This window comes from Streptomyces sp. NPDC091289, assembly GCF_044757365.1.
Lineage (GTDB): Bacteria > Actinomycetota > Actinomycetes > Streptomycetales > Streptomycetaceae > Streptomyces.
On sequence record NZ_JBIVUT010000017.1, the window covers coordinates 117,257 to 134,515 of the forward strand.

At 71.8% G+C, this 17,259-nt stretch carries 18 protein-coding genes; 9 read left to right on the forward strand and 9 right to left on the reverse strand.

The genetic code is table 11. From position 1 onward, the window contains the following. Nucleotides 1-43 precede the first annotated feature (43 nt). A complete protein-coding gene (locus ACIQPT_RS23325) occupies nucleotides 44-1,798 on the reverse strand; it encodes an acetyl/propionyl/methylcrotonyl-CoA carboxylase subunit alpha (protein WP_401158041.1) in 1,755 nt (584 codons plus the stop codon). 359 nt (nucleotides 1,799-2,157) lie between these two features. On the opposite strand from ACIQPT_RS23325, the gene ACIQPT_RS23330 reads away from it, so the two are divergent. Then, on the forward strand, nucleotides 2,158-2,604 hold the full coding sequence (locus ACIQPT_RS23330; protein WP_401158042.1) for a hypothetical protein: 447 nt from the start codon (nucleotides 2,158-2,160) through the stop codon (nucleotides 2,602-2,604). Between the two features lie 56 nt (nucleotides 2,605-2,660). Here ACIQPT_RS23330 and ACIQPT_RS23335 read toward each other — a convergent pair whose 3' ends face one another. The 4 genes from ACIQPT_RS23335 to ACIQPT_RS23350 all read right to left on the reverse strand — a co-directional run bounded on the left by ACIQPT_RS23335 (nucleotide 2,661) and on the right by ACIQPT_RS23350 (nucleotide 5,362). After that, nucleotides 2,661-3,272 carry a nucleoside triphosphate pyrophosphatase gene (locus ACIQPT_RS23335; RefSeq protein ID WP_401158044.1) on the reverse strand — a complete coding sequence of 204 codons (612 nt, stop codon included), beginning with the start codon at nucleotides 3,270-3,272 and terminating at the stop codon, nucleotides 2,661-2,663. 42 nt (nucleotides 3,273-3,314) lie between these two features. Next, nucleotides 3,315-3,443 (reverse strand): morphogenic membrane protein MmpB, encoded by a 129-nt coding sequence (gene mmpB, locus ACIQPT_RS23340; RefSeq protein ID WP_010058523.1) that lies wholly within the window; start codon nucleotides 3,441-3,443, stop codon nucleotides 3,315-3,317. Between the two features lie 91 nt (nucleotides 3,444-3,534). Further along, complete coding sequence (locus tag ACIQPT_RS23345; protein ID WP_401158046.1) at nucleotides 3,535-3,741, reverse strand: acyl-CoA carboxylase epsilon subunit; 207 nt, start codon at nucleotides 3,739-3,741, stop codon at nucleotides 3,535-3,537. Nucleotides 3,742-3,781: 40 nt separating this feature from the next. Continuing rightward, nucleotides 3,782-5,362 carry an acyl-CoA carboxylase subunit beta gene (locus tag ACIQPT_RS23350; RefSeq protein WP_401158048.1) on the reverse strand — a complete coding sequence of 527 codons (1,581 nt, stop codon included), beginning with the start codon at nucleotides 5,360-5,362 and terminating at the stop codon, nucleotides 3,782-3,784. 155 nt (nucleotides 5,363-5,517) lie between these two features. Between ACIQPT_RS23350 and ACIQPT_RS23355 the strand changes: the two genes are divergently transcribed. From ACIQPT_RS23355 to ACIQPT_RS23370, 4 genes are all read left to right on the forward strand, one after another. Further along, entirely contained in the window at nucleotides 5,518-6,387 is an 870-nt protein-coding gene (locus ACIQPT_RS23355) for a biotin--[acetyl-CoA-carboxylase] ligase (protein WP_401158050.1), read from the forward strand. 178 nt (nucleotides 6,388-6,565) lie between these two features. Beyond that, a complete protein-coding gene (locus tag ACIQPT_RS23360) occupies nucleotides 6,566-7,765 on the forward strand; it encodes an adenylate/guanylate cyclase domain-containing protein (RefSeq protein ID WP_164616882.1) in 1,200 nt (399 codons plus the stop codon). Between the two features lie 125 nt (nucleotides 7,766-7,890). After that, a complete protein-coding gene (locus ACIQPT_RS23365) occupies nucleotides 7,891-8,703 on the forward strand; it encodes an enoyl-CoA hydratase/isomerase family protein (protein WP_401158052.1) in 813 nt (270 codons plus the stop codon). 113 nt (nucleotides 8,704-8,816) lie between these two features. Beyond that, nucleotides 8,817-9,971: a diguanylate cyclase domain-containing protein gene (locus tag ACIQPT_RS23370; RefSeq protein ID WP_401158054.1), complete on the forward strand. Its 1,155-nt coding sequence runs from the start codon at nucleotides 8,817-8,819 to the stop codon at nucleotides 9,969-9,971. Between the two features lie 53 nt (nucleotides 9,972-10,024). On the opposite strand, the gene ACIQPT_RS23375 is transcribed toward ACIQPT_RS23370, so the two are convergent. Beyond that, nucleotides 10,025-10,762, reverse strand: a complete 738-nt coding sequence (locus ACIQPT_RS23375; RefSeq protein ID WP_401158056.1) for a translation initiation factor IF-2 — start codon at nucleotides 10,760-10,762, stop codon at nucleotides 10,025-10,027. Nucleotides 10,763-10,884: 122 nt separating this feature from the next. Between ACIQPT_RS23375 and hutH the strand changes: the two genes are divergently transcribed. Next, nucleotides 10,885-12,444, forward strand: a complete 1,560-nt coding sequence (gene hutH / locus ACIQPT_RS23380) for a histidine ammonia-lyase (protein ID WP_401158058.1) — start codon at nucleotides 10,885-10,887, stop codon at nucleotides 12,442-12,444. Between the two features lie 140 nt (nucleotides 12,445-12,584). Here hutH and ACIQPT_RS23385 read toward each other — a convergent pair whose 3' ends face one another. Beyond that, a complete protein-coding gene (locus ACIQPT_RS23385; RefSeq protein ID WP_401158060.1) occupies nucleotides 12,585-12,932 on the reverse strand; it encodes a hypothetical protein in 348 nt (115 codons plus the stop codon). Nucleotides 12,933-13,085: 153 nt separating this feature from the next. On the opposite strand from ACIQPT_RS23385, the gene ACIQPT_RS23390 reads away from it, so the two are divergent. The 3 genes from ACIQPT_RS23390 to ACIQPT_RS23400 all read left to right on the forward strand — a co-directional run bounded on the left by ACIQPT_RS23390 (nucleotide 13,086) and on the right by ACIQPT_RS23400 (nucleotide 15,582). Beyond that, the gene (locus ACIQPT_RS23390; RefSeq protein ID WP_401158223.1) at nucleotides 13,086-13,490 is read left to right on the forward strand and encodes a hypothetical protein; all 405 of its coding nucleotides are present in this window, start codon (nucleotides 13,086-13,088) and stop codon (nucleotides 13,488-13,490) included. Between the two features lie 236 nt (nucleotides 13,491-13,726). Next, nucleotides 13,727-14,995: an Ig-like domain-containing protein gene (locus tag ACIQPT_RS23395; RefSeq protein ID WP_401158061.1), complete on the forward strand. Its 1,269-nt coding sequence runs from the start codon at nucleotides 13,727-13,729 to the stop codon at nucleotides 14,993-14,995. Nucleotides 14,996-15,216: 221 nt separating this feature from the next. Beyond that, complete coding sequence (locus ACIQPT_RS23400; RefSeq protein WP_401158063.1) at nucleotides 15,217-15,582, forward strand: DUF1330 domain-containing protein; 366 nt, start codon at nucleotides 15,217-15,219, stop codon at nucleotides 15,580-15,582. A 49-nt stretch (nucleotides 15,583-15,631) separates the two neighbouring features. On the opposite strand, the gene ACIQPT_RS23405 is transcribed toward ACIQPT_RS23400, so the two are convergent. Both ACIQPT_RS23405 and ACIQPT_RS23410 read right to left on the reverse strand, forming a co-directional pair. Then, complete coding sequence (locus ACIQPT_RS23405) at nucleotides 15,632-16,372, reverse strand: Type 1 glutamine amidotransferase-like domain-containing protein (RefSeq protein WP_401158065.1); 741 nt, start codon at nucleotides 16,370-16,372, stop codon at nucleotides 15,632-15,634. Between the two features lie 398 nt (nucleotides 16,373-16,770). After that, on the reverse strand, nucleotides 16,771-17,223 hold the full coding sequence (locus tag ACIQPT_RS23410; RefSeq protein ID WP_401158224.1) for an RDD family protein: 453 nt from the start codon (nucleotides 17,221-17,223) through the stop codon (nucleotides 16,771-16,773). Nucleotides 17,224-17,259 lie beyond the last annotated feature (36 nt).

Here is a 17,259-nt window from a genome sequence, read left to right on the forward strand (position 1 = left end):
GTCTCACGACGCGGGCCGGGCCCCTTCCCGGAATGCCGAGCGGTCAGTCCTTGATCTCGCAGATCAGGGCGCCGGAGGAGACGGAGGCGCCGACCTCGGCGGTGAGGCCCTTGACGGTGCCGGAGCGGTGCGCGTTGAGCGGCTGCTCCATCTTCATGGCCTCCAGGACGACGACGAGGTCGCCCTCCTTGACCTCCTGGCCCTCCTCCACCGCGATCTTGACGATGGTGCCCTGCATGGGCGAGGCGAGGGTGTCGCCGGATGCGGCCGAGCCGGCCTTCTTCGCGGCGCGGCGCTTGGGCTTCGCGCCGGCGGCGAGACCGGTGCGGGCCAGCGACATGCCGAGCGAGGACGGCAGCGAGACCTCGAGGCGCTTGCCGCCGACCTCGACGACGACGGTCTCCCGTCCGGCCTCGTCCTCCGCGTCCGCGTCGGCGGGTGCGGCGAAGGGCTTGATCTCGTTGACGAACTCGGTCTCGATCCACCGGGTGTGGACGGTGAACGGGTCCGCGGTGAACGCGGGGTCCGCGACGACGGCCCGGTGGAAGGGGATGGCGGTGGCCATGCCCTCGACCTGGAACTCCGCCAGCGCACGGGCGGCGCGCTGGAGCGCCTGCTCACGCGTCGCGCCGGTCACGATCAGCTTGGCGAGGAGCGAGTCCCACGCCGGGCCGATGACCGAGCCGGACTCGACGCCGGCGTCCAGACGGACGCCCGGGCCGGTCGGCGGGGCGAACGTCGTCACGGTGCCGGGGGCGGGGAGGAAGCCGCGCCCCGGGTCCTCGCCGTTGATGCGGAACTCGAAGGAGTGGCCGCGCACGGCCGGGTCTCCGTAACCGAGCTCCTCGCCGTCGGCGATGCGGAACATCTCGCGTACGAGGTCGATGCCGGTGACCTCTTCGGTGACGGGGTGCTCGACCTGGAGGCGGGTGTTGACCTCCAGGAACGAGATCGTGCCGTCCACCCCGACGAGGAACTCCACGGTCCCGGCGCCGACGTAGCCGGCTTCCTTCAGGATCGCCTTCGAGGCGGCGTACAGCTCGTCGTTCTGCGCCTGGGTCAGGAAGGGGGCCGGGGCCTCCTCCACGAGCTTCTGGTGGCGGCGCTGCAGCGAGCAGTCGCGGGTGGAGACGACGACCACATTGCCGTGGGAGTCGGCCAGGCACTGGGTCTCCACGTGCCGCGGCTTGTCCAGATAGCGCTCGACGAAGCACTCGCCCCGGCCGAACGCGGCGACGGCCTCGCGGACCGCGGAGTCGTACAGCTCCGGGATCTCCTCCAGCGTGCGGGCCACCTTCAGACCGCGGCCGCCGCCGCCGAAGGCGGCCTTGATCGCGATGGGCAGGCCATTCTGCTCGGCGAAGGCGACGACCTCGGCGGACCCGGAGACCGGGTCCGGGGTGCCGGCCACCAGCGGGGCGCCCGCGCGCTGGGCGATGTGCCGGGCGGCGACCTTGTCGCCGAGGTCGCGGATGGCCTGCGGCGGGGGGCCGATCCAGGTCAGCCCGGCGTCCAGGACGGCCTGGGCGAACTCCGCGTTCTCCGACAGGAATCCGTAACCGGGGTGGATCGCGTCCGCCCCCGAGTCAGCGGCGGCCTGCAGCACCTTGGCCATGTCCAGATAGCTGGCGGCCGGGGTGTCACCGCCCAGAGCGAACGCCTCGTCGGCGGCCCGGACATGCAGAGCGTCCCGGTCCGGCTCGGCGTAGACCGCGACGCTCGCGATCCCCGCGTCCCGGCACGCCCGAGCAACGCGGACTGCGATTTCGCCACGGTTGGCGATGAGCACCTTGCGCACGATGACTCCCTCCTCGAAACAAGCTGAGTTTAGGGACTACCGACACGGCCGTACGACCCGTCCCCAATGGTGAGCTTGCCCACACGGAGTGTGATCCGAGGCTTGCCCCAGTAGTGAAATCCCTTGTGGCACCACGGTACGCCGCGATCCTCAACCGCACAGTAACCACCCGGTGTGGTGCAGGTCTCTGTCCTTAAGGTCAACGCCTCATGGCGTTTCTTTGTGGGGTCTCTACGAACGGCCGATGGTTTCTTTGCCCGGCGCCCGGACCCGTCCGACCCCTTGTCCGAAGGAATACCCATGAGTAGGGTCCGCGCTACGCACGTACCAGAGGTAACAGGGGCAGGGGTGGGACGCTGATGCGCAGACCGGTGGCGATCGTGACCGCGCTCGTGCTGTTCGGGGAGGCCGTGGGCATCGTGCTCATCAACGCCGTCCTGGCCACGGTCGCCGAGAACCAGAACATGTCGCTCGCCGGCCTGGACCCGGACGCCATGTCCACCGGAACCTGGGTGATGGGCGGTGTCTCCGGGCTGCTGCTGCTCCTGTGCGGGCTGCTGGCGCTGATCGCCGGGATACGTGACCGCGCTCCGGGACGCGCCGGACGGATCGTCCTGATCGGCTGCGCGGTCGTGCACGGCGTCCTCGGCGCGGTCACGGTCGGCCTGGTGGGGTGGTGGGCCTTCGCGTTCATGATGGCCGTGCTGGCCCTGCTGGTGCTCACCCTGCTGGCGTACGGGCCCGAGCCCCGGGCCGGCGGCACCGACGACACGGCGAGCGAGAAGACGGCCCCGGCACCGGCCTGAGCCGCCGCCCGGCGACTCCGGTCCCGGCCCCGAGCCGCCGTCCGGCGACGTCGGTCTCAGACCCACAGCTCCGTGACGGAGACGTCCAGCTCGCCCAGCAGCCGGCGCAGCAGCGGCAGCGAGAGCCCGATGACATTGCCGTGGTCGCCCTCGATGGAGTCGACGAACGGCGCCGAGCGGCCGTCCAGGGTGAAGGCTCCCGCGACGTGGAGCGGTTCGCCCGAGGCCACATAGGCGGCGACCTCGGCGTCGCTCGGCTCGCCGAACCGTACGACCGTGGACGCCGTCGCCGACGCCGTACGGCCGGAGGCGGTGTCGATCACGCTGTGCCCGGTCCGCAACACTCCCGCCCGGCCGCGCATCGCCTTCCAGCGGGCGGTGGCCTCCTCGGCGTCGGCGGGCTTGCCGAGCGCCTCGCCGTCCAGCTCCAGCACCGAGTCGCAGCCGATGACCAGGGCGCCCGCCGCCTCGGGGCGCTCCGCGACCGCCGCGGCCTTGGCCCGGGCCAGGACGAGCGCCAGCTCGGCGGGGGTCGGTGCGCTCAGGGCGTCCTCGTCCACACCGCTGACGATCACCTCGGGGGCGAACCCGGCCTGGCGCAGCAGACCGAGACGGGCGGGGGAGGCGGAGGCGAGCACGAGACGGCGCTGATCAGTCATGCGCGCCATCGTAGAAGGGCCACGGGGGAGAACGGCCACGGGTCCGACGGTTCAGTGGATGCCGAGCACGAACATCGCCACCAGCATCGCCAGCGCCAGCAGGACGCCCGCTCTGCGCATCATCGCCTGGGCGTCGCGCAGTTCCTTCGGCGGCTTGTTCTCGGGGTCGGACCACAGCATGCTTCCGATCCTGCTGCGCCGCCCGTCCCTACGCCTGAGTACGGGTACTCAAAGCCGCCCCCGGCGAACCGGGGGCGGCCTCGGAGACCCGCTAGGCCGGCCAGTACGTCCGGGCCCAGGCCCGGGGGCCCGGCTGCGGGCGGCCGGTGCGGGCGATGCGCCCCGGGTCGGACCACTGCTCGGGCGGCAGTGGCGCGCCGGACGTCACGGCGGACGCCGCCGCGGCGCGCGCCCGGACCACCGCCAGTGCGGCGGCCAGCTCCTCCGGGGTGGGGTTGCCCCGTACGACCTTGATCATGGGCAGACCTTTCTGCGAGCGGGCGAACGTAGGGCTGCTGCTACAGCGGGATGTTGCCGTGCTTCTTCGGAGGCAGTGATTCCCGCTTCGTCCGCAGCTGACGCAGCCCCTTGACGATGTGGGCCCGGGTGTCGGACGGCATGATCACCGCGTCGACGTAGCCGCGCTCGGCCGCCACGTACGGGTTCAGCAGCGCGTCCTCGTACGCCGTCATCAGCTCGGCACGGGTCGCGTCCGGGTCCTCGGCGGCGGCGATGGTGCGGCGGTGCAGGATGTTCACCGCGCCCTGCGCCCCCATGACCGCGATCTGCGCGGTCGGCCAGGCCAGGTTCAGGTCGGCGCCCAGGTGCTTGGAGCCCATCACGTCGTACGCGCCGCCGAACGCCTTGCGGGTGATGACGGTGATCAGCGGGACCGTCGCCTCCGCGTAGGCGTAGATCAGCTTCGCGCCGCGCCGGATGATGCCGCCGTACTCCTGGTCCACGCCCGGCAGGAAGCCCGGCACGTCCACGAAGGTGATGACGGGGACGTTGAACGCGTCGCAGGTGCGGACGAAGCGGGCCGCCTTCTCGCTGGCGTTGATGTCCAGGCAGCCGGCGAACTGCATCGGCTGGTTGGCGACGATGCCGACGGGGTGGCCCTCGACCCGGCCGAAGCCGGTGATGATGTTCGGTGCGAACAGGGCCTGGGTCTCCAGGAACTCACCGTCGTCCAGGACGTGCTCGATCGCGGTGTGCATGTCGTACGGCTGGTTCGCCGAGTCCGGGATGAGCGTGTCCAGCTCGCGGTCCTCGTCGGTGGTGGCGAGATCCGCCTCCTCCGGGAAGGCCGGGGCCTCCGAGAGGTTGTTCGAAGGCAGGTACGACAGCAGCGACTTGACGTACTCGATGGCGTCCTTCTCGTCGCCCGCCATGTGGTGCGCCACCCCGGAGGTGGTGTTGTGCGTACGGGCGCCGCCCAGCTCCTCGAAGCCGACGTCCTCGCCGGTGACCGTCTTGATGACGTCGGGACCGGTGATGAACATGTGCGAGGTCTGGTCGACCATCACCGTGAAGTCGGTGATCGCGGGGGAGTAGACCGCGCCGCCCGCGCACGGGCCGACGATCAGCGAGATCTGCGGGATCACCCCGGAGGCGTGCACATTGCGGCGGAAGATCTCGGCGAACAGCCCGAGGGCCGCCACGCCTTCCTGGATCCGCGCGCCGCCGCCGTCGTTGATGCCGATGACCGGACAGCCGGTCTTCAGCGCGAAGTCCATGACCTTGACGATCTTTTCGCCGTAGACCTCGCCGAGCGAACCGCCGAAGATGGTGAAGTCCTGCGAGTACACGCAGACGGGGCGGCCGTCGACCGTGCCGTAACCGGTGACGACGCCGTCCCCGTACGGACGGTTCTTCTCGATGCCGAAGTTGGTGGACCGGTGCCGGGCGAACTCGTCGAGCTCCACGAAGGAGCCCTCGTCCAGCAGCAGCTCGACCCGCTCACGGGCCGTCAGCTTGCCCTTGGCGTGCTGCTTCTCGACCGCGCGGGCCGACCCGGCGTGCGTCGCCTCGTCGATGCGGCGCGTCAGGTCCGCGAGCTTGCCCGCGGTGGTGTGGATGTCGCTTAGCGGCTCGGACATCGGGGGGCGGCTCCCTGCCTGGTCACGGGGACGACGTCTGGCACCGGTCACGGGGGGACGGCCAGCCGTCTGTCCGGCTCTGGCTACTGACTCGTAGGGTATCGGCGCGCCTCCGGAAAGGCAGTGCGTCCTTTGCCACACCTAGGCTGGGTTGCATGACACCACCGGATGCGCCACACAACCGCTGGTCGGACCTCGACCGGCCGCCCCTCAACGTGACCGCGCTGCGCCGCGGGCTGCTGCGACCGGACGCGCTGTGGACGTCCCTGGAGGTCGTGGAGTCCACCGGATCCACCAACACCGACCTCGCCGGACAGGCCCGTACCGGCGCGGCGGGCGAGGGCACGGTGCTGGTCGCCGAGGAGCAGACGGCCGGGCGCGGACGGCTGGAGCGGACCTGGACCGCACCGCCCCGCTCCGGGCTCTTCTTCTCCGTCTACCTGGAGCCCGGCGACATCCCCGTGGAGCGATGGGGGTGGGTGCCGCTGCTGGCCGGGGTGGCCGCCGCGACCGGACTGGCGAAGTCGGCGGGTGTCGACATGTCGCTGAAGTGGCCCAACGACCTGCTGGTCTCCGTGGAGGGACAGGAGCGCAAGACGGGCGGCATCCTCGGCGAGTTCGCCGGCGACGGCATCGTCGTCGGCCTGGGCGTCAACGTCTCCCTGCGCGCCGACGAGCTGCCCGCCCCCACCGCCGGATCGCTGACCCTCGCCGGAGCGGTCTCCACCGACCGGGAGACCCTGCTGCGCGCCGTCCTGCGCTCGCTGGAGGACTGGTACGGCCGGTGGAAGGCGGCCGGCGGCGACGCGGCCGCGAGCGGGCTCCAGGCCGCCTACGCGGCGGGCTGCGCGACGCTGGACCGGACCGTGCGGGCCGAGCTCCCGGGGGGTACGTCCCTGGTCGGCGAGGCCGTCGCGATCGACGGGGACGGGCGCCTGGTCCTCTCCACCGAGGACGGGCTCCAGCAGCCGGTGTCGGCCGGCGACATCGTCCACCTGCGGGGCGCGGCGGGCGGCCTGACCTGAGAGGGGGGTTGCCCCCGATGGGCGTACGGGTGGATACCGCGTATGCCTGAGATGTCACGCGCGACCCACCGATGACGGACAACCAAGGACGTGAGCTGGGGCACACCTGCCGTATCGTTGAGGCGATCCAGCGACAGATCGGCAGGGCAGTGCGCAGGGAACGGGCAGGAGGCGGCTGGTGACCGTCGGCGACACGACGTCCGGCGCGGGTGAGGAGCCCGGGTCGGACTCCTCGGTCCACGCCACACCCCACCACGAGGTCGACCACACGGTGGAACCGACCGACGACCCCCTCGCCATCCGCCTCGAAGCGCTGATCCTGGGGGCCGACCGGCGCTACACGCCCTTCCAGGCGGCCCGCACCGCCGGGGTCTCCATGGATCTGGCCTCCCGGTTCTGGCGGGCCATGGGCTTCGCCGACATCGGCCAGGCCAAGGCGCTCACCGAGGCCGACGTGCTCGCCCTGCGGCGGCTCGCCGGTCTCGTCGAGGCGGGGCTGCTCAGCGAGCCGATGGCGATCCAGGTCGCCCGCTCCACCGGGCAGACCACCGCCCGGCTGGCCGAATGGCAGATCGACTCGTTCCTGGAGGGCCTGACCGAGCCCCCCGAGCCCGGCATGACCCGCACCGAGGTCACGTATCCGCTGGTCGAGCTGTTGCTCCCGGAGCTCCAGGAGTTCCTCGTCTACGTGTGGCGGCGCCAGTTGGCCGCCGCCACCGGGCGGGTCGTGCAGGCCGCGGACGACGAGGAGATGGTCGACCGGCGGCTCGCCGTCGGCTTCGCCGACCTGGTCGGCTTCACCCGGCTGACCCGGCGGCTGGAGGAGGAGGAGCTCGGCGAGCTGGTCGAGTCCTTCGAGACGACCGCCGCCGACCTGGTCGCCGCGCACGGCGGCCGGCTCATCAAGACCCTCGGCGACGAGGTCCTCTTCGCCGCCGACGACGCGGGCACGGCCGCCGAGATAGCGCTCCGGCTCATCGAGGCGATGTCCCAGGACGAGACGATGCCCGCCCTGCGCGTCGGCATCGCCTTCGGCACGGTCACCACTCGGATGGGCGATGTCTTCGGCACCACGGTGAACCTCGCCAGCCGGCTCACCTCGATAGCTCCGAAGGACGCCGTCCTGGTCGACGGGGCGTTCGCCAAGGAGCTGGTCCGGCACGGCGACGCCCCGGAGTCCGAGGCGCAGGCCGCCGAGGCCGTCGCGGCCGCCGCCGAACGGGCCAGGCTCGCCGAGAAGGAGGGCCGCGAGCCGGACGACGAGCCGCCGCTGCCCACGTACCGCTTCGGTCTCCAGCCGATGTGGCAGCGCCCGGTGCGCGGACTGGGTGTCGTCGAGCCGTGGCTGCTGGCCCGGCGCGGGAAGACCGGTTCCTGAGCGGTGACGGCTTCGCTCCCCGCTCGCCCTGTCGGTCCGGCGGTCGCCCTGTCTAGGATCCCTGTCGGTAACGCTCGTTAACAGGCGTCGTCGAGCGGGCGCCGTCGACCGACAGGGGTGCAGTCATGACCGTCACGTCCGAGCAGCGGTACGGGGAGTTCGTCGTCGTACGGCGGCACGAGGGGCAGGACCACGTCGCCGAGCTGGTCCTCGACCGGCCCAAGGCCATGAACGCCGTCTCCACCGACATGGCCCGCTCCCTCGCCGCCGCCTGCGAGGCGCTCGGCGCCGACCGGGACGTCCGGGTCACCGTCCTCACCTCCAGCCACGACCGGGCCTTCTGCGTGGGCGCGGACCTCAAGGAGCGCAACTCCTTCACCGACGCCGACCTCGTACGCCAGCGGCCCACCGCCCGCGCCGCCTACACCGGGGTCCTGGAGCTGCCGATGCCGGTGATCGCCGCCGTGCACGGCTTCGCCCTCGGCGGCGGCTTCGAACTCGCCCTCGCCTGCGATGTGATCGTCGCCGACACCACCGCCCTGGTCGGACTGCCCGAGGTGTCCGTGGGCGTCATCCCCGGCGGCGGCGGTACGCAGCTGCTGCCGCGCCGGGTGGGCGCGGCGCGCGCCGCCGAGCTGGTGTTCAGCGCCCGCCGGGTCGAGGCCGCCGAGGCGCGCGAACTGGGCCTGGTGGACGAGCTGGTCGAGGCGGGCCAGGACCGCGAGGAGGCCCTCGCGCTGGGCGGCCGGATCGCCGCCAACTCGCCGGTCGGGCTGCGCGCCGCCAAGAAGGCGCTCCGGCTGGGCCACGGGCTCGACCTGCGGGCGGGCCTGGAGGTCGAGGACGCGGCCTGGCGGTCGGTGGCCTTCTCCGGGGACCGGGCGGAGGGGGTGGCCGCGTTCAACGAGAAGCGGCGCCCCGACTGGCCCGGCGAGTGACGACGCGCGTCCATCACGCAGGGTGAGCGCGGCGCGAAGAAATAGTTGAAATTAGTTACGCATCGAGCTGATCAAGCTGATCAAAAGGGGACAAATCTACATAAACTGGAGAAATGGGTGGTGACGATGCGCGGCTGAGGGCCGTGGTTTCGCTGGCGCAGACCATGGCCGCGGCCTACACGCCGCGTGAATCGTGGCGGGCGGCGGCGCTGGGCGCCTGCGAGGCGCTGAGCGGCAGTTTCGCCGCGCTCTCCGTGTGGGAGCGGGACCGGGGCAGGCTGCGGGTGCTGGTGAACGCGGGGCAACGGGCCGAGGGGGAGGAGGAGTTCCCCGAGGAGGAGGCCTACCCGGTCCATGAGTTCCCGGAGATCACCGAGTTCCTGCACGAGCGGTGGGCCGGCGGTGGCGAGCCCGACGCCTGGGTGGAGACCGCCGACGGGCTGCCCGGCGCGGGCGGCCCGGCCCGCGGCGCCCGCCCGTACTGCCACCAGCGGGTCGCCGCGCTCCGGCGGCGCGGCCGGGGCTGCTGCGTGGTCGCGCCGATCGTGCTGCACGGCCGGGCGTGGGGCGAGCTGTATGTGGCGCGGCCGGCCGGGCAGCCCGTCTTCGACCGGGCCGACGCGGACTTCGCGACCGTGCTCGCCGCCGTCGTGGCCTCCGGGATCGCCCAGACCGAGCGCCTGGAGGAGGTCCGCAAGCTGGCCTTCACCGACCCGCTGACCGGTCTGGCCAACCGCCGCGCGGTCGACATCCGGCTCGACGAGGCCGTCGAGCGGCACCGTACCGACGACACCGTCGTGAGCCTCGTCGTCTGCGACCTGAACGGCCTCAAGGCGGTGAACGACACCCATGGCCACGCCGTCGGCGACCGTCTGCTGGAACGTTTCGGCTCGGTGCTGTCGCTGTGCGGGGCGATGCTCCCTGAGGCACTGGCGGCCCGGCTGGGCGGCGACGAGTTCTGCCTGCTCGCGGCGGGCCCGCCGGCCGACGCGGTGGTGGGCGTCGCCACCGAGCTCTGCGACCGGGCGGCGGTGATCGAGCTGGGCAACGGGGTCGCCTGCGGGGTCGCGTCGACCGGCGACCCGATCGGCCCGGTGCGCTCGGCCCGCCGGCTGTTCCGGCTCGCGGACGCCGCCCAGTACCGCGCCAAGGCGGCCCGCTCGCTGGGGCCTGTGGTGGCCGGACGGGACGGCGAGGTCATCCGGCTCGCGGACTCCCCGCCGAAGTCCGCGCACGACCGGCGCAGGCTGCGCGGCAACAGGCCGTGAACCGCCTGTGAGTGGTGGCGGCCTCGGGCCCGGCGCGTCGGCGGCACCGGGTCTCAGTGCGGTGGCGGCATCCGTTGCAGGGCGTTCTCGATGGTGCAGCCGCCCTCTCCGCGCATCCGCTGGATCCGGGACGGCACCCACACCTCGGTGGTGCCGGGGCTCACACGGCCGAGGAGGCAGTCCTGCGGGCCGTAGCCGTCGCCTTCCAGCGACAGCAGGACGCCGACCCGCCCGCCGCCCGCCTTCACCTCGGTACGTATCGCCGCGTCCAGATCCAGCGCGGCGACCGCCCGGCGCACCTCGGCCTCGTCCACCCGGCCGCCCTCCGGCACTCGGGGCAGCTTGGCGTGGAGTTCCTCGGACGGCAGCCGGGGCGGTTCGGGCGGCGGGGCGAAGGTCAGCCGGGGGCCGTCCGGGCAGTCCACGTCACGGGGGTCCGCGCGCCACTTCGCCTTCGGCGACACCCGTATCGCGAAACAGCGCAGCAAGGTGACCGGCTCGGGATCGAACAGCTGGTTGTACGCCGAGCCGGACGTACGGACGGTCACCTCGATGCCGTCCCCGTCGTGGGTCGAGCCGCCCTTCACCCGCAGCACCTCCACCCCGTCGATGTGGGAGGCGGTGTACCCGACCTCCTCCGCCGTCCGCGGACGCTGGTCGTGGAGCCGCTCGCCCGCGCTCCTGGCCACATCCCGTGCCGCGTCCGTCGCCTCGCCCTCGGAGGACTGGAGTACGCCACAGCCGGAGACGGTGACCAGCAACAACGGGGTGAGCAGCAGGAGTCGGCGCATGGATGCAGGATTCCGGCAGCGCGCGCGGCTGGCAAGCCGCCCCCGTACCCGGCCGGTGCCGTAAGGGGCTCCGTACCGAACCACTAGTGACATGAAGGCTTTCAATCCGTACGCTGCTGAATATGGATATGCACACTGTTGTGGTGGGGACGTCCGGAACCACCGCCGAGGACGTCGTCGCCGTGGCCCGCCACGGCGCCCGGGTCGAGCTCTCCGCCGCCGCCGTGGAAGCCCTGACCGCCGCCCGTCTCATCGTGGACGCGCTCGCCGCCAAGCCCGAGCCGGTCTACGGCGTCTCCACCGGCTTCGGCGCGCTCGCCAGCCGCCACATCAGCCCCGAGCTGCGGGCGCAGCTCCAGCGCAACATCGTCCGCTCGCACGCGGCCGGCATGGGCCCCCGCGTCGAACGCGAGGTCGTCCGCGCGCTGATGTTCCTCCGGCTCAAGACGGTCGCCTCCGGCCACACCGGCGTACGCCCCGAGGTGGCCCAGACCATGGCCGACGTGCTGAACGCGGGCATCACGCCCGTCGTCCACGAATACGGCTCGCTCGGCTGCTCCGGCGACCTCGCCCCGCTCTCGCACTGCGCGCTCACCCTGATGGGCGAGGGCGACGCGGAGGGCCCCGACGGCACGGTCCGCCCGGCGGGCGAGCTGCTCGCCGCGCACGGCATCGCCCCGGTGGAGCTGCGCGAGAAGGAGGGCCTGGCCCTCCTCAACGGCACCGACGGCATGCTCGGCATGCTCGTCATGGCCCTCGCCGACCTGAAGAACCTCTACACCTCGGCCGACATCACCGCCGCCCTCTCCCTGGAGGCGCTGCTCGGCACGGACAAGGTCCTCGCCCCCGAACTGCACGCCATCCGCCCGCACCCCGGCCAGGGCGTCAGCGCGGACAACATGCTGCGGGTGCTGGCCGGTTCGGGACAGACGGGGCGGCACGCCGACGTCACAGGCGACGCGCCCCGGGTCCAGGACGCCTACTCCGTACGCTGCGCCCCCCAGGTCAACGGCGCCGGCCGCGACACCCTCGACTACGCGGCCGTCGTCGCGGGCCGCGAACTGGCCTCCTCGGTCGACAACCCGGTGGTGCTCCCCGACGGCCGGGTCGAGTCCAACGGCAACTTCCACGGCGCGCCCGTCGCGTACGTCCTGGACTTCCTCGCGATCGTCGCCGCCGACCTCGGCTCGATCTGCGAACGCCGCACCGACCGGCTGCTCGACAAGAACCGCTCGCACGGCCTGCCGCCGTTCCTCGCGGACGACGCCGGGGTCGACTCGGGCCTGATGATCGCCCAGTACACGCAGGCCGCCCTGGTCAGCGAGATGAAGCGGCTCGCGGTCCCGGCCTCCGCCGACTCCATCCCGTCCTCCGCGATGCAGGAGGACCACGTCTCCATGGGCTGGTCCGCCGCACGCAAGCTCCGTACCGCCGTGGACAACCTGGCCCGCATCGTCGCCGTCGAGCTGTACGCGGCCACCCGGGCGGTGGAGATCCGCGCCGCCGAGGGCCTGACCCCCGCCCCCGCCTCGCAGGCCGCCGTGGACGCGCTGCGGGCCGCCGGAGCGGAGGGCCCGGGCCCGGACCGCTTCCTCGCGCCGGACCTGGCCGCCGCCGATACGTTCGTACGGGAAGGGCGCCTGGTCGCGGCCGTGGAACCGGTCACGGGACCGCTGGCCTGAGGCCACCGCCGTACCCACGACGAAGGGCTGCCGCTCCGGACGGGCGCGGCAGCCCTCTCGTAGGTACGGGATCCTCGTAGGTACGGGATCCTCGCGCGTACGAGCTCCTCGTGCGTACGGGATCCTCGTGCGTACGAGGATCAGAGCGCCGGGCGCGTCCCCGTCACGGAGCGGCGCACGGAGTAGGTGACGAAGGCCGTGCCGAGGCCCAACAGGGCGGTGCCGCCGACGAGATACGGGGTGGTGTCCGGGCCGGTCCCGGTGTCGGCGAGCCGCGCGCCGGAGGCGTCGTCAGGGGCGCCGGCGGCCTGCCCACCGGTCGTCCGGCCGTCTGCGGGAGCAGCCGGAGCGGACTGCGGGCGGTTCTCCCCGATCTCCGTGGGCTCGCCGGTCTCCCCGGTCGCATTGGCCGACGGGACGAACCAGAGAGCGGCCAGCAGCGTGCCTGAGGCGGTGGCGGTCAGCAGTGTGCGACGAGCGACGGACACAGATTCGATCCCCTTGCGACAACCATGAGTTAGCCCCGTGGGCCGATGCTAAGCAAAGCAGCGGGTCGGTGGAAAGTCGTGGCCCCGCCGAGCCTTACGCTCCGGCCTATGAGCACAGAAGAGACATCCAGGTTTGTTCGACTTCGCGTGGAGATGGTGCTGGAGGTCACCGACCTCGACGCCCTGACCGGCACCGCCCTCGAATCCATCGCCGCCGAGTACGGGGAGCCCGTCGCGGCGGTCGCCGGAACCGACACCGCCGAGGAGCGGATGCATGCCGAGGCCACGGTCCGGGCAGACGGTGCAGAGGCGCTCGCCTCGCTGGTCGACCCCTTCGACCTGGTCAGCGAGGTGCCCGGGGTCGAGCTGGCCCAGGCCTCCTGGAGCAGCGAGAGCATCGAGTACGACCCCGACGCGGAGGGCTGGGACGACGCGGACGACGGCGACGAGGACCTCTTCCTGCCACGGGACGGGGGCGACGAGGAGGGGTACGGCGACACGGTCGCGCACAATGGGAAGAACGACGGCGAGGACGGTGACCCCGCGCAGCGGGTGTGACGTGTGAGAACACCGGCCCCGGCCCCGCTCACGTGCGGACCGGGGCCGCGCCGTGCGGCGACGGAAACCGGGGCCCGGCCACGGGAACCACCGCTGCCGGATGCGCGTCGATGAGTGGTGTTCCCCACATCTGTCGTGGATGCGGAACGGAGCACCCTTTCCGGGTGTTCTTGGAACATTGACGGGGAATAGCCGCCTGGCGGTCCCCGTCCGGGGATTTTGGGGAATCGGCAACGATGGAGAAGCGTGTGATGACGGACAGCAAGCGGCGCAAGGGCCTCATGGCCGTGTCCGCACTGCTCGGCGGCGTGCTGGTGCTTTCGGCCTGTACCGACGACGGCGACAAGGGCGGAAAGACGAGCGCCGGGAGTTCGGAGTCGTCGCAGCAGGAGGTGGACAAGGCGGCAGCCGAGGACGCCTCCGAGGCGCAGATAGCGATCAAGCCGAAGAACGGCGCGACCAACGCCAGCATCAACAACGCGGCCCAGGTCACCGTCGCCAAGGGCAAGCTGACCGAGGTCGTCATGACCACGGCGGACGGCACCCCGGTCGAGGGCACCCTGGCGGCCGACGGGTCCAGCTGGAAGCCCGCGGGCCAGCTGGAGCGGTCCACCACGTACAAGATCGACGCCACGGCGGAGGACTCGAAGGGCCGCAAGGCCCACGAGAACAGCTCCTTCACCACCGTCTCGCCCGACAACAGCTTCATCGGGAACTTCACCCCCGAGGACGGCTCCACGGTCGGCGTCGGGATGCCCGTCTCGATCAACTTCAACAAGGCGATCACGGACAAGAAGGCCGTCCAGGACGGCATCACCGTGACCTCCAGCAGCGGCCAGGAGGTCGTCGGCCACTGGTTCAACGCCCAGCGCTTGGACCTGCGCCCGCAGGACTACTGGCAGGGCGGCTCCACCGTCACCCTGAAGCTGGCGCTCGACGGCGTCGAGGGCGCGGACGGCGTCTTCGGCGTCCAGCAGAAGACCGTGACCTTCAAGGTCGGCCGCAACCAGGTCTCCACCGTCGACGCGAAGACCAAGACGATGACGGTCACCCGCGACGGCAAGACCATCAAGACGATCCCGATCTCCGCGGGCTCCCCCGACAACCCCACGTACAACGGTCAGATGGTGATCTCCGAGAAGCACAAGGAGACCCGGATGAACGGCGCCACCGTCGGCTTCACCGATGACGACGGCAAGGGCGAGTACGACATCAAGGACGTGCCGCACGCCATGCGCCTGTCCACGTCGGGCACCTTCATCCACGGCAACTACTGGGGCAAGGGCATCTTCGGCAACGCCAACACCAGCCACGGCTGCGTGGGCCTCGCCGACGTGAAGGGCGCGAACGACCCCAACGCGCCGGGCGCCTGGTTCTACGACAACTCGATCGTCGGCGACGTGGTCATCGTCCAGAACTCCCCGGACAAGACCATCACCCCGGACAACGGCCTCAACGGCTGGAACATGAGCTGGGCCGAGTGGACGGCCGGCTCCCAGGCCTGACCCACCCGCCCCACCCGTTTCCCTATCGCACCACCCCGTCCCCGCCCGAAGGCGGCGGCCCCGGAAGACTCCGGGGCCGCCGCCTTCGGCGTTGGGGGCGCACCTCCGGAGGCACATGACCCCGGAGGTAATCGACGTCCTCCACCCCGCCCGGCAGCATCGTGGGTGTCACGAAGAGAGCACCCGACGAGAACCACCTCGACTGCACGGAGGACCGACCCATGACCGCGTACGCCATCGCCCACCTGCGCCCCACCAACGGCCCCGTCGAGGACGAGGTGCTGAGCTACATCGAGCGGGTCCAGGCCACCATGAAGCCCTACGGAGGCCGCTTCCTGGTGCACGGCGGCGAGGCGGACGTGCTGGAGGGGGGCTGGCCGGTCGAGTTGGTCATCGTCGGCTTTCCCGGGGCCGAGGAGGCCCACGCCTGGTACGCGTCGCCCGCCTACCAGGAGATCCTGCCGCTGCGCACCCGGCATCTCGACGGTGACGTGGTGATCGTCCCGGGCGTCGGCCCGGAGTACGACGCATCGGCCACCGCGGCGGCGATGCGGGCGGCGCGGGAGCGGGCGGCCCGGGAGGCCTAGGAACAGGCTCGGCCCGTACGCCCCGCCCCGCCGCCCTCGCCCGACGCATTCAGAACCGCAACGGTGGCAACCGGCGAGGCTCGATGCGTTCCTCAACAGCCGAGTCCCCTTCGCGCACGACTACGTAGGCGCCCTTCCCGGGTACTTCTGTGACAGCTTCAGCCAGCTCAGTGCCGCGGTAGACCAGGCCCACCCCGTCATCGGTGCAGTGCGTCACAGGCAAGGTGCCCTCGGTGACGAGCCGGTGGACCATCGGACGGCGGCCCTTGTCGGTGTCGTAGTGCACGCCATTGCCGTACGGCAGAAAGCCGAGGGCGTTCGTGAGCGGCTGGAGCGCAGGTCCGAAGGAGTCGGTGGCGCCGCCCTGGAACCAGCAGATCGAACCCGCGCTGACCCCGCTGAGCACGACGCCGGCCTCCCACGCCCGCCGCATGACACGGTCCAGGCCGTGGACGCGCCACACGGCCAACAGGTTTGCCACCGAGCCACCCATGACCCAGACGACATCCTGATCAAGTACCGCGCCCTCGACGTCATCGAGGTTGGGCATCGGAAAGAGGTGAAGCGGTGTCAGGTCGAACCCGGCGACCCGGGCGGCCTCTGCCATACGTGCGGTGAAGTGCTCGGCATCGCCAATGGCCGTACCGACGTACATGATGCGGGGGCGGCGTCCATGCACTCCTGACAGGTCGACCGCGTGGTGCACCAACGCATCGAACATCACCATCGTGCGACCACCCGCACGATGTCCACCCGACGTGGCGACGATGGTGGGCTCCGAAGCAGTCATGGAACATGACCCTATCGACTGGCGAGGAACCCCATCGGGCCGAGGTCTCCCAGTGGACGCACCGTCTGCGCGAGCTGCCCCGCGGTGTCTCTCCGACAGTCTGCCGATCCGGATCCGTCCGTGAAGCGGATCCAGCGGGAAGGCGGTGGTGACGGCACGCCGCGTCCCCGGAACCCGGTTCGTGGAACACTCCGGCAGGTGCCTCACTGGATAGCCTGGACAACTCCGCGCCGCCTGGGCGCCACCGCCGCCCTGTACGCCGTCTTCGTCTGTGGTTGGTACCTCGGCCAGCCCCCGCCTCGCTGCCTGGATCACCGGTGACTGGCGCTGAGGTGACCGGCGTTGAGGCGACCGGCGCTGAAGGGAGCCTTCTCACCTGAAGGTTCGACGGAGCAGGCTCAGCCCGTACGCTCCTCCTCCACCGCCGCCCGGTAGTACCGCAGGTCGCTGCGCCGCACCTGGCGCACCCCCGCGAGGTCCTCGTGCACCTCGGCGGGGCGGCCCGGGGGGCGCTCGGCGGGGGGCGGAGCCGATGGGCCCCGGAGCCGGCGCCAGGGCTGGCGCGGCAGCCAGAGGAGCCCGTACAGCCAGCGCAGCACCAGCCGGCGGAATCCCGGCCGGCCCGCGTCGGGCAGCCGGATCACCCGGACGCCCATGATCAGCTTTCCGGCGCTCGCCCGGACGGCCATCGTCAGCAGCACCTGGTTCGCGAACGACAGCGCGATCAGCTGGACGACCAGCAGGGCGACCGCGCGCCCCGCCCCGCCGGCGTTCAGGCAGGACCGCACCAGCAGTCCGACGGCCAGCAGGCACAGATAGGCGTCGAGCCCGACCGCCAGATAGCGCCGCATGTCGCCCGTGCCCTTGGGGATGCGCGGCTGACCCCG

Bases quoted from the DNA above. Each gene is read 5' to 3' on its own strand.
- ACIQPT_RS23330 (WP_401158042.1), top strand. From the start codon at position 2,158: ATGCGCAGACCGGTGGCGATCGTGACCGCGCTCGTGCTGTTCGGGGAG.
- ACIQPT_RS23335 (WP_401158044.1), bottom strand. From the start codon at position 3,272: ATGGCGCGCATGACTGATCAGCGCCGTCTCGTGCTCGCCTCCGCCTCC.
- mmpB (WP_010058523.1), bottom strand. From the start codon at position 3,443: ATGCTGTGGTCCGACCCCGAGAACAAGCCGCCGAAGGAACTGCGCGAC.
- ACIQPT_RS23345 (WP_401158046.1), bottom strand. From the start codon at position 3,741: ATGATCAAGGTCGTACGGGGCAACCCCACCCCGGAGGAGCTGGCCGCC.
- ACIQPT_RS23350 (WP_401158048.1), bottom strand. From the start codon at position 5,362: ATGTCCGAGCCGCTAAGCGACATCCACACCACCGCGGGCAAGCTCGCG.
- ACIQPT_RS23355 (WP_401158050.1), top strand. From the start codon at position 5,518: ATGACACCACCGGATGCGCCACACAACCGCTGGTCGGACCTCGACCGG.
- ACIQPT_RS23365 (WP_401158052.1), top strand. From the start codon at position 7,891: ATGACCGTCACGTCCGAGCAGCGGTACGGGGAGTTCGTCGTCGTACGG.
- ACIQPT_RS23370 (WP_401158054.1), top strand. From the start codon at position 8,817: ATGGGTGGTGACGATGCGCGGCTGAGGGCCGTGGTTTCGCTGGCGCAG.
- ACIQPT_RS23375 (WP_401158056.1), bottom strand. From the start codon at position 10,762: ATGCGCCGACTCCTGCTGCTCACCCCGTTGTTGCTGGTCACCGTCTCC.
- hutH (WP_401158058.1), top strand. From the start codon at position 10,885: ATGGATATGCACACTGTTGTGGTGGGGACGTCCGGAACCACCGCCGAG.
- ACIQPT_RS23390 (WP_401158223.1), top strand. From the start codon at position 13,086: ATGGTGCTGGAGGTCACCGACCTCGACGCCCTGACCGGCACCGCCCTC.
- ACIQPT_RS23395 (WP_401158061.1), top strand. From the start codon at position 13,727: ATGGAGAAGCGTGTGATGACGGACAGCAAGCGGCGCAAGGGCCTCATG.
- ACIQPT_RS23400 (WP_401158063.1), top strand. From the start codon at position 15,217: ATGACCGCGTACGCCATCGCCCACCTGCGCCCCACCAACGGCCCCGTC.
- ACIQPT_RS23405 (WP_401158065.1), bottom strand. From the start codon at position 16,372: ATGACTGCTTCGGAGCCCACCATCGTCGCCACGTCGGGTGGACATCGT.
- ACIQPT_RS23410 (WP_401158224.1), bottom strand. From the start codon at position 17,223: ATGCGGCGCTATCTGGCGGTCGGGCTCGACGCCTATCTGTGCCTGCTG.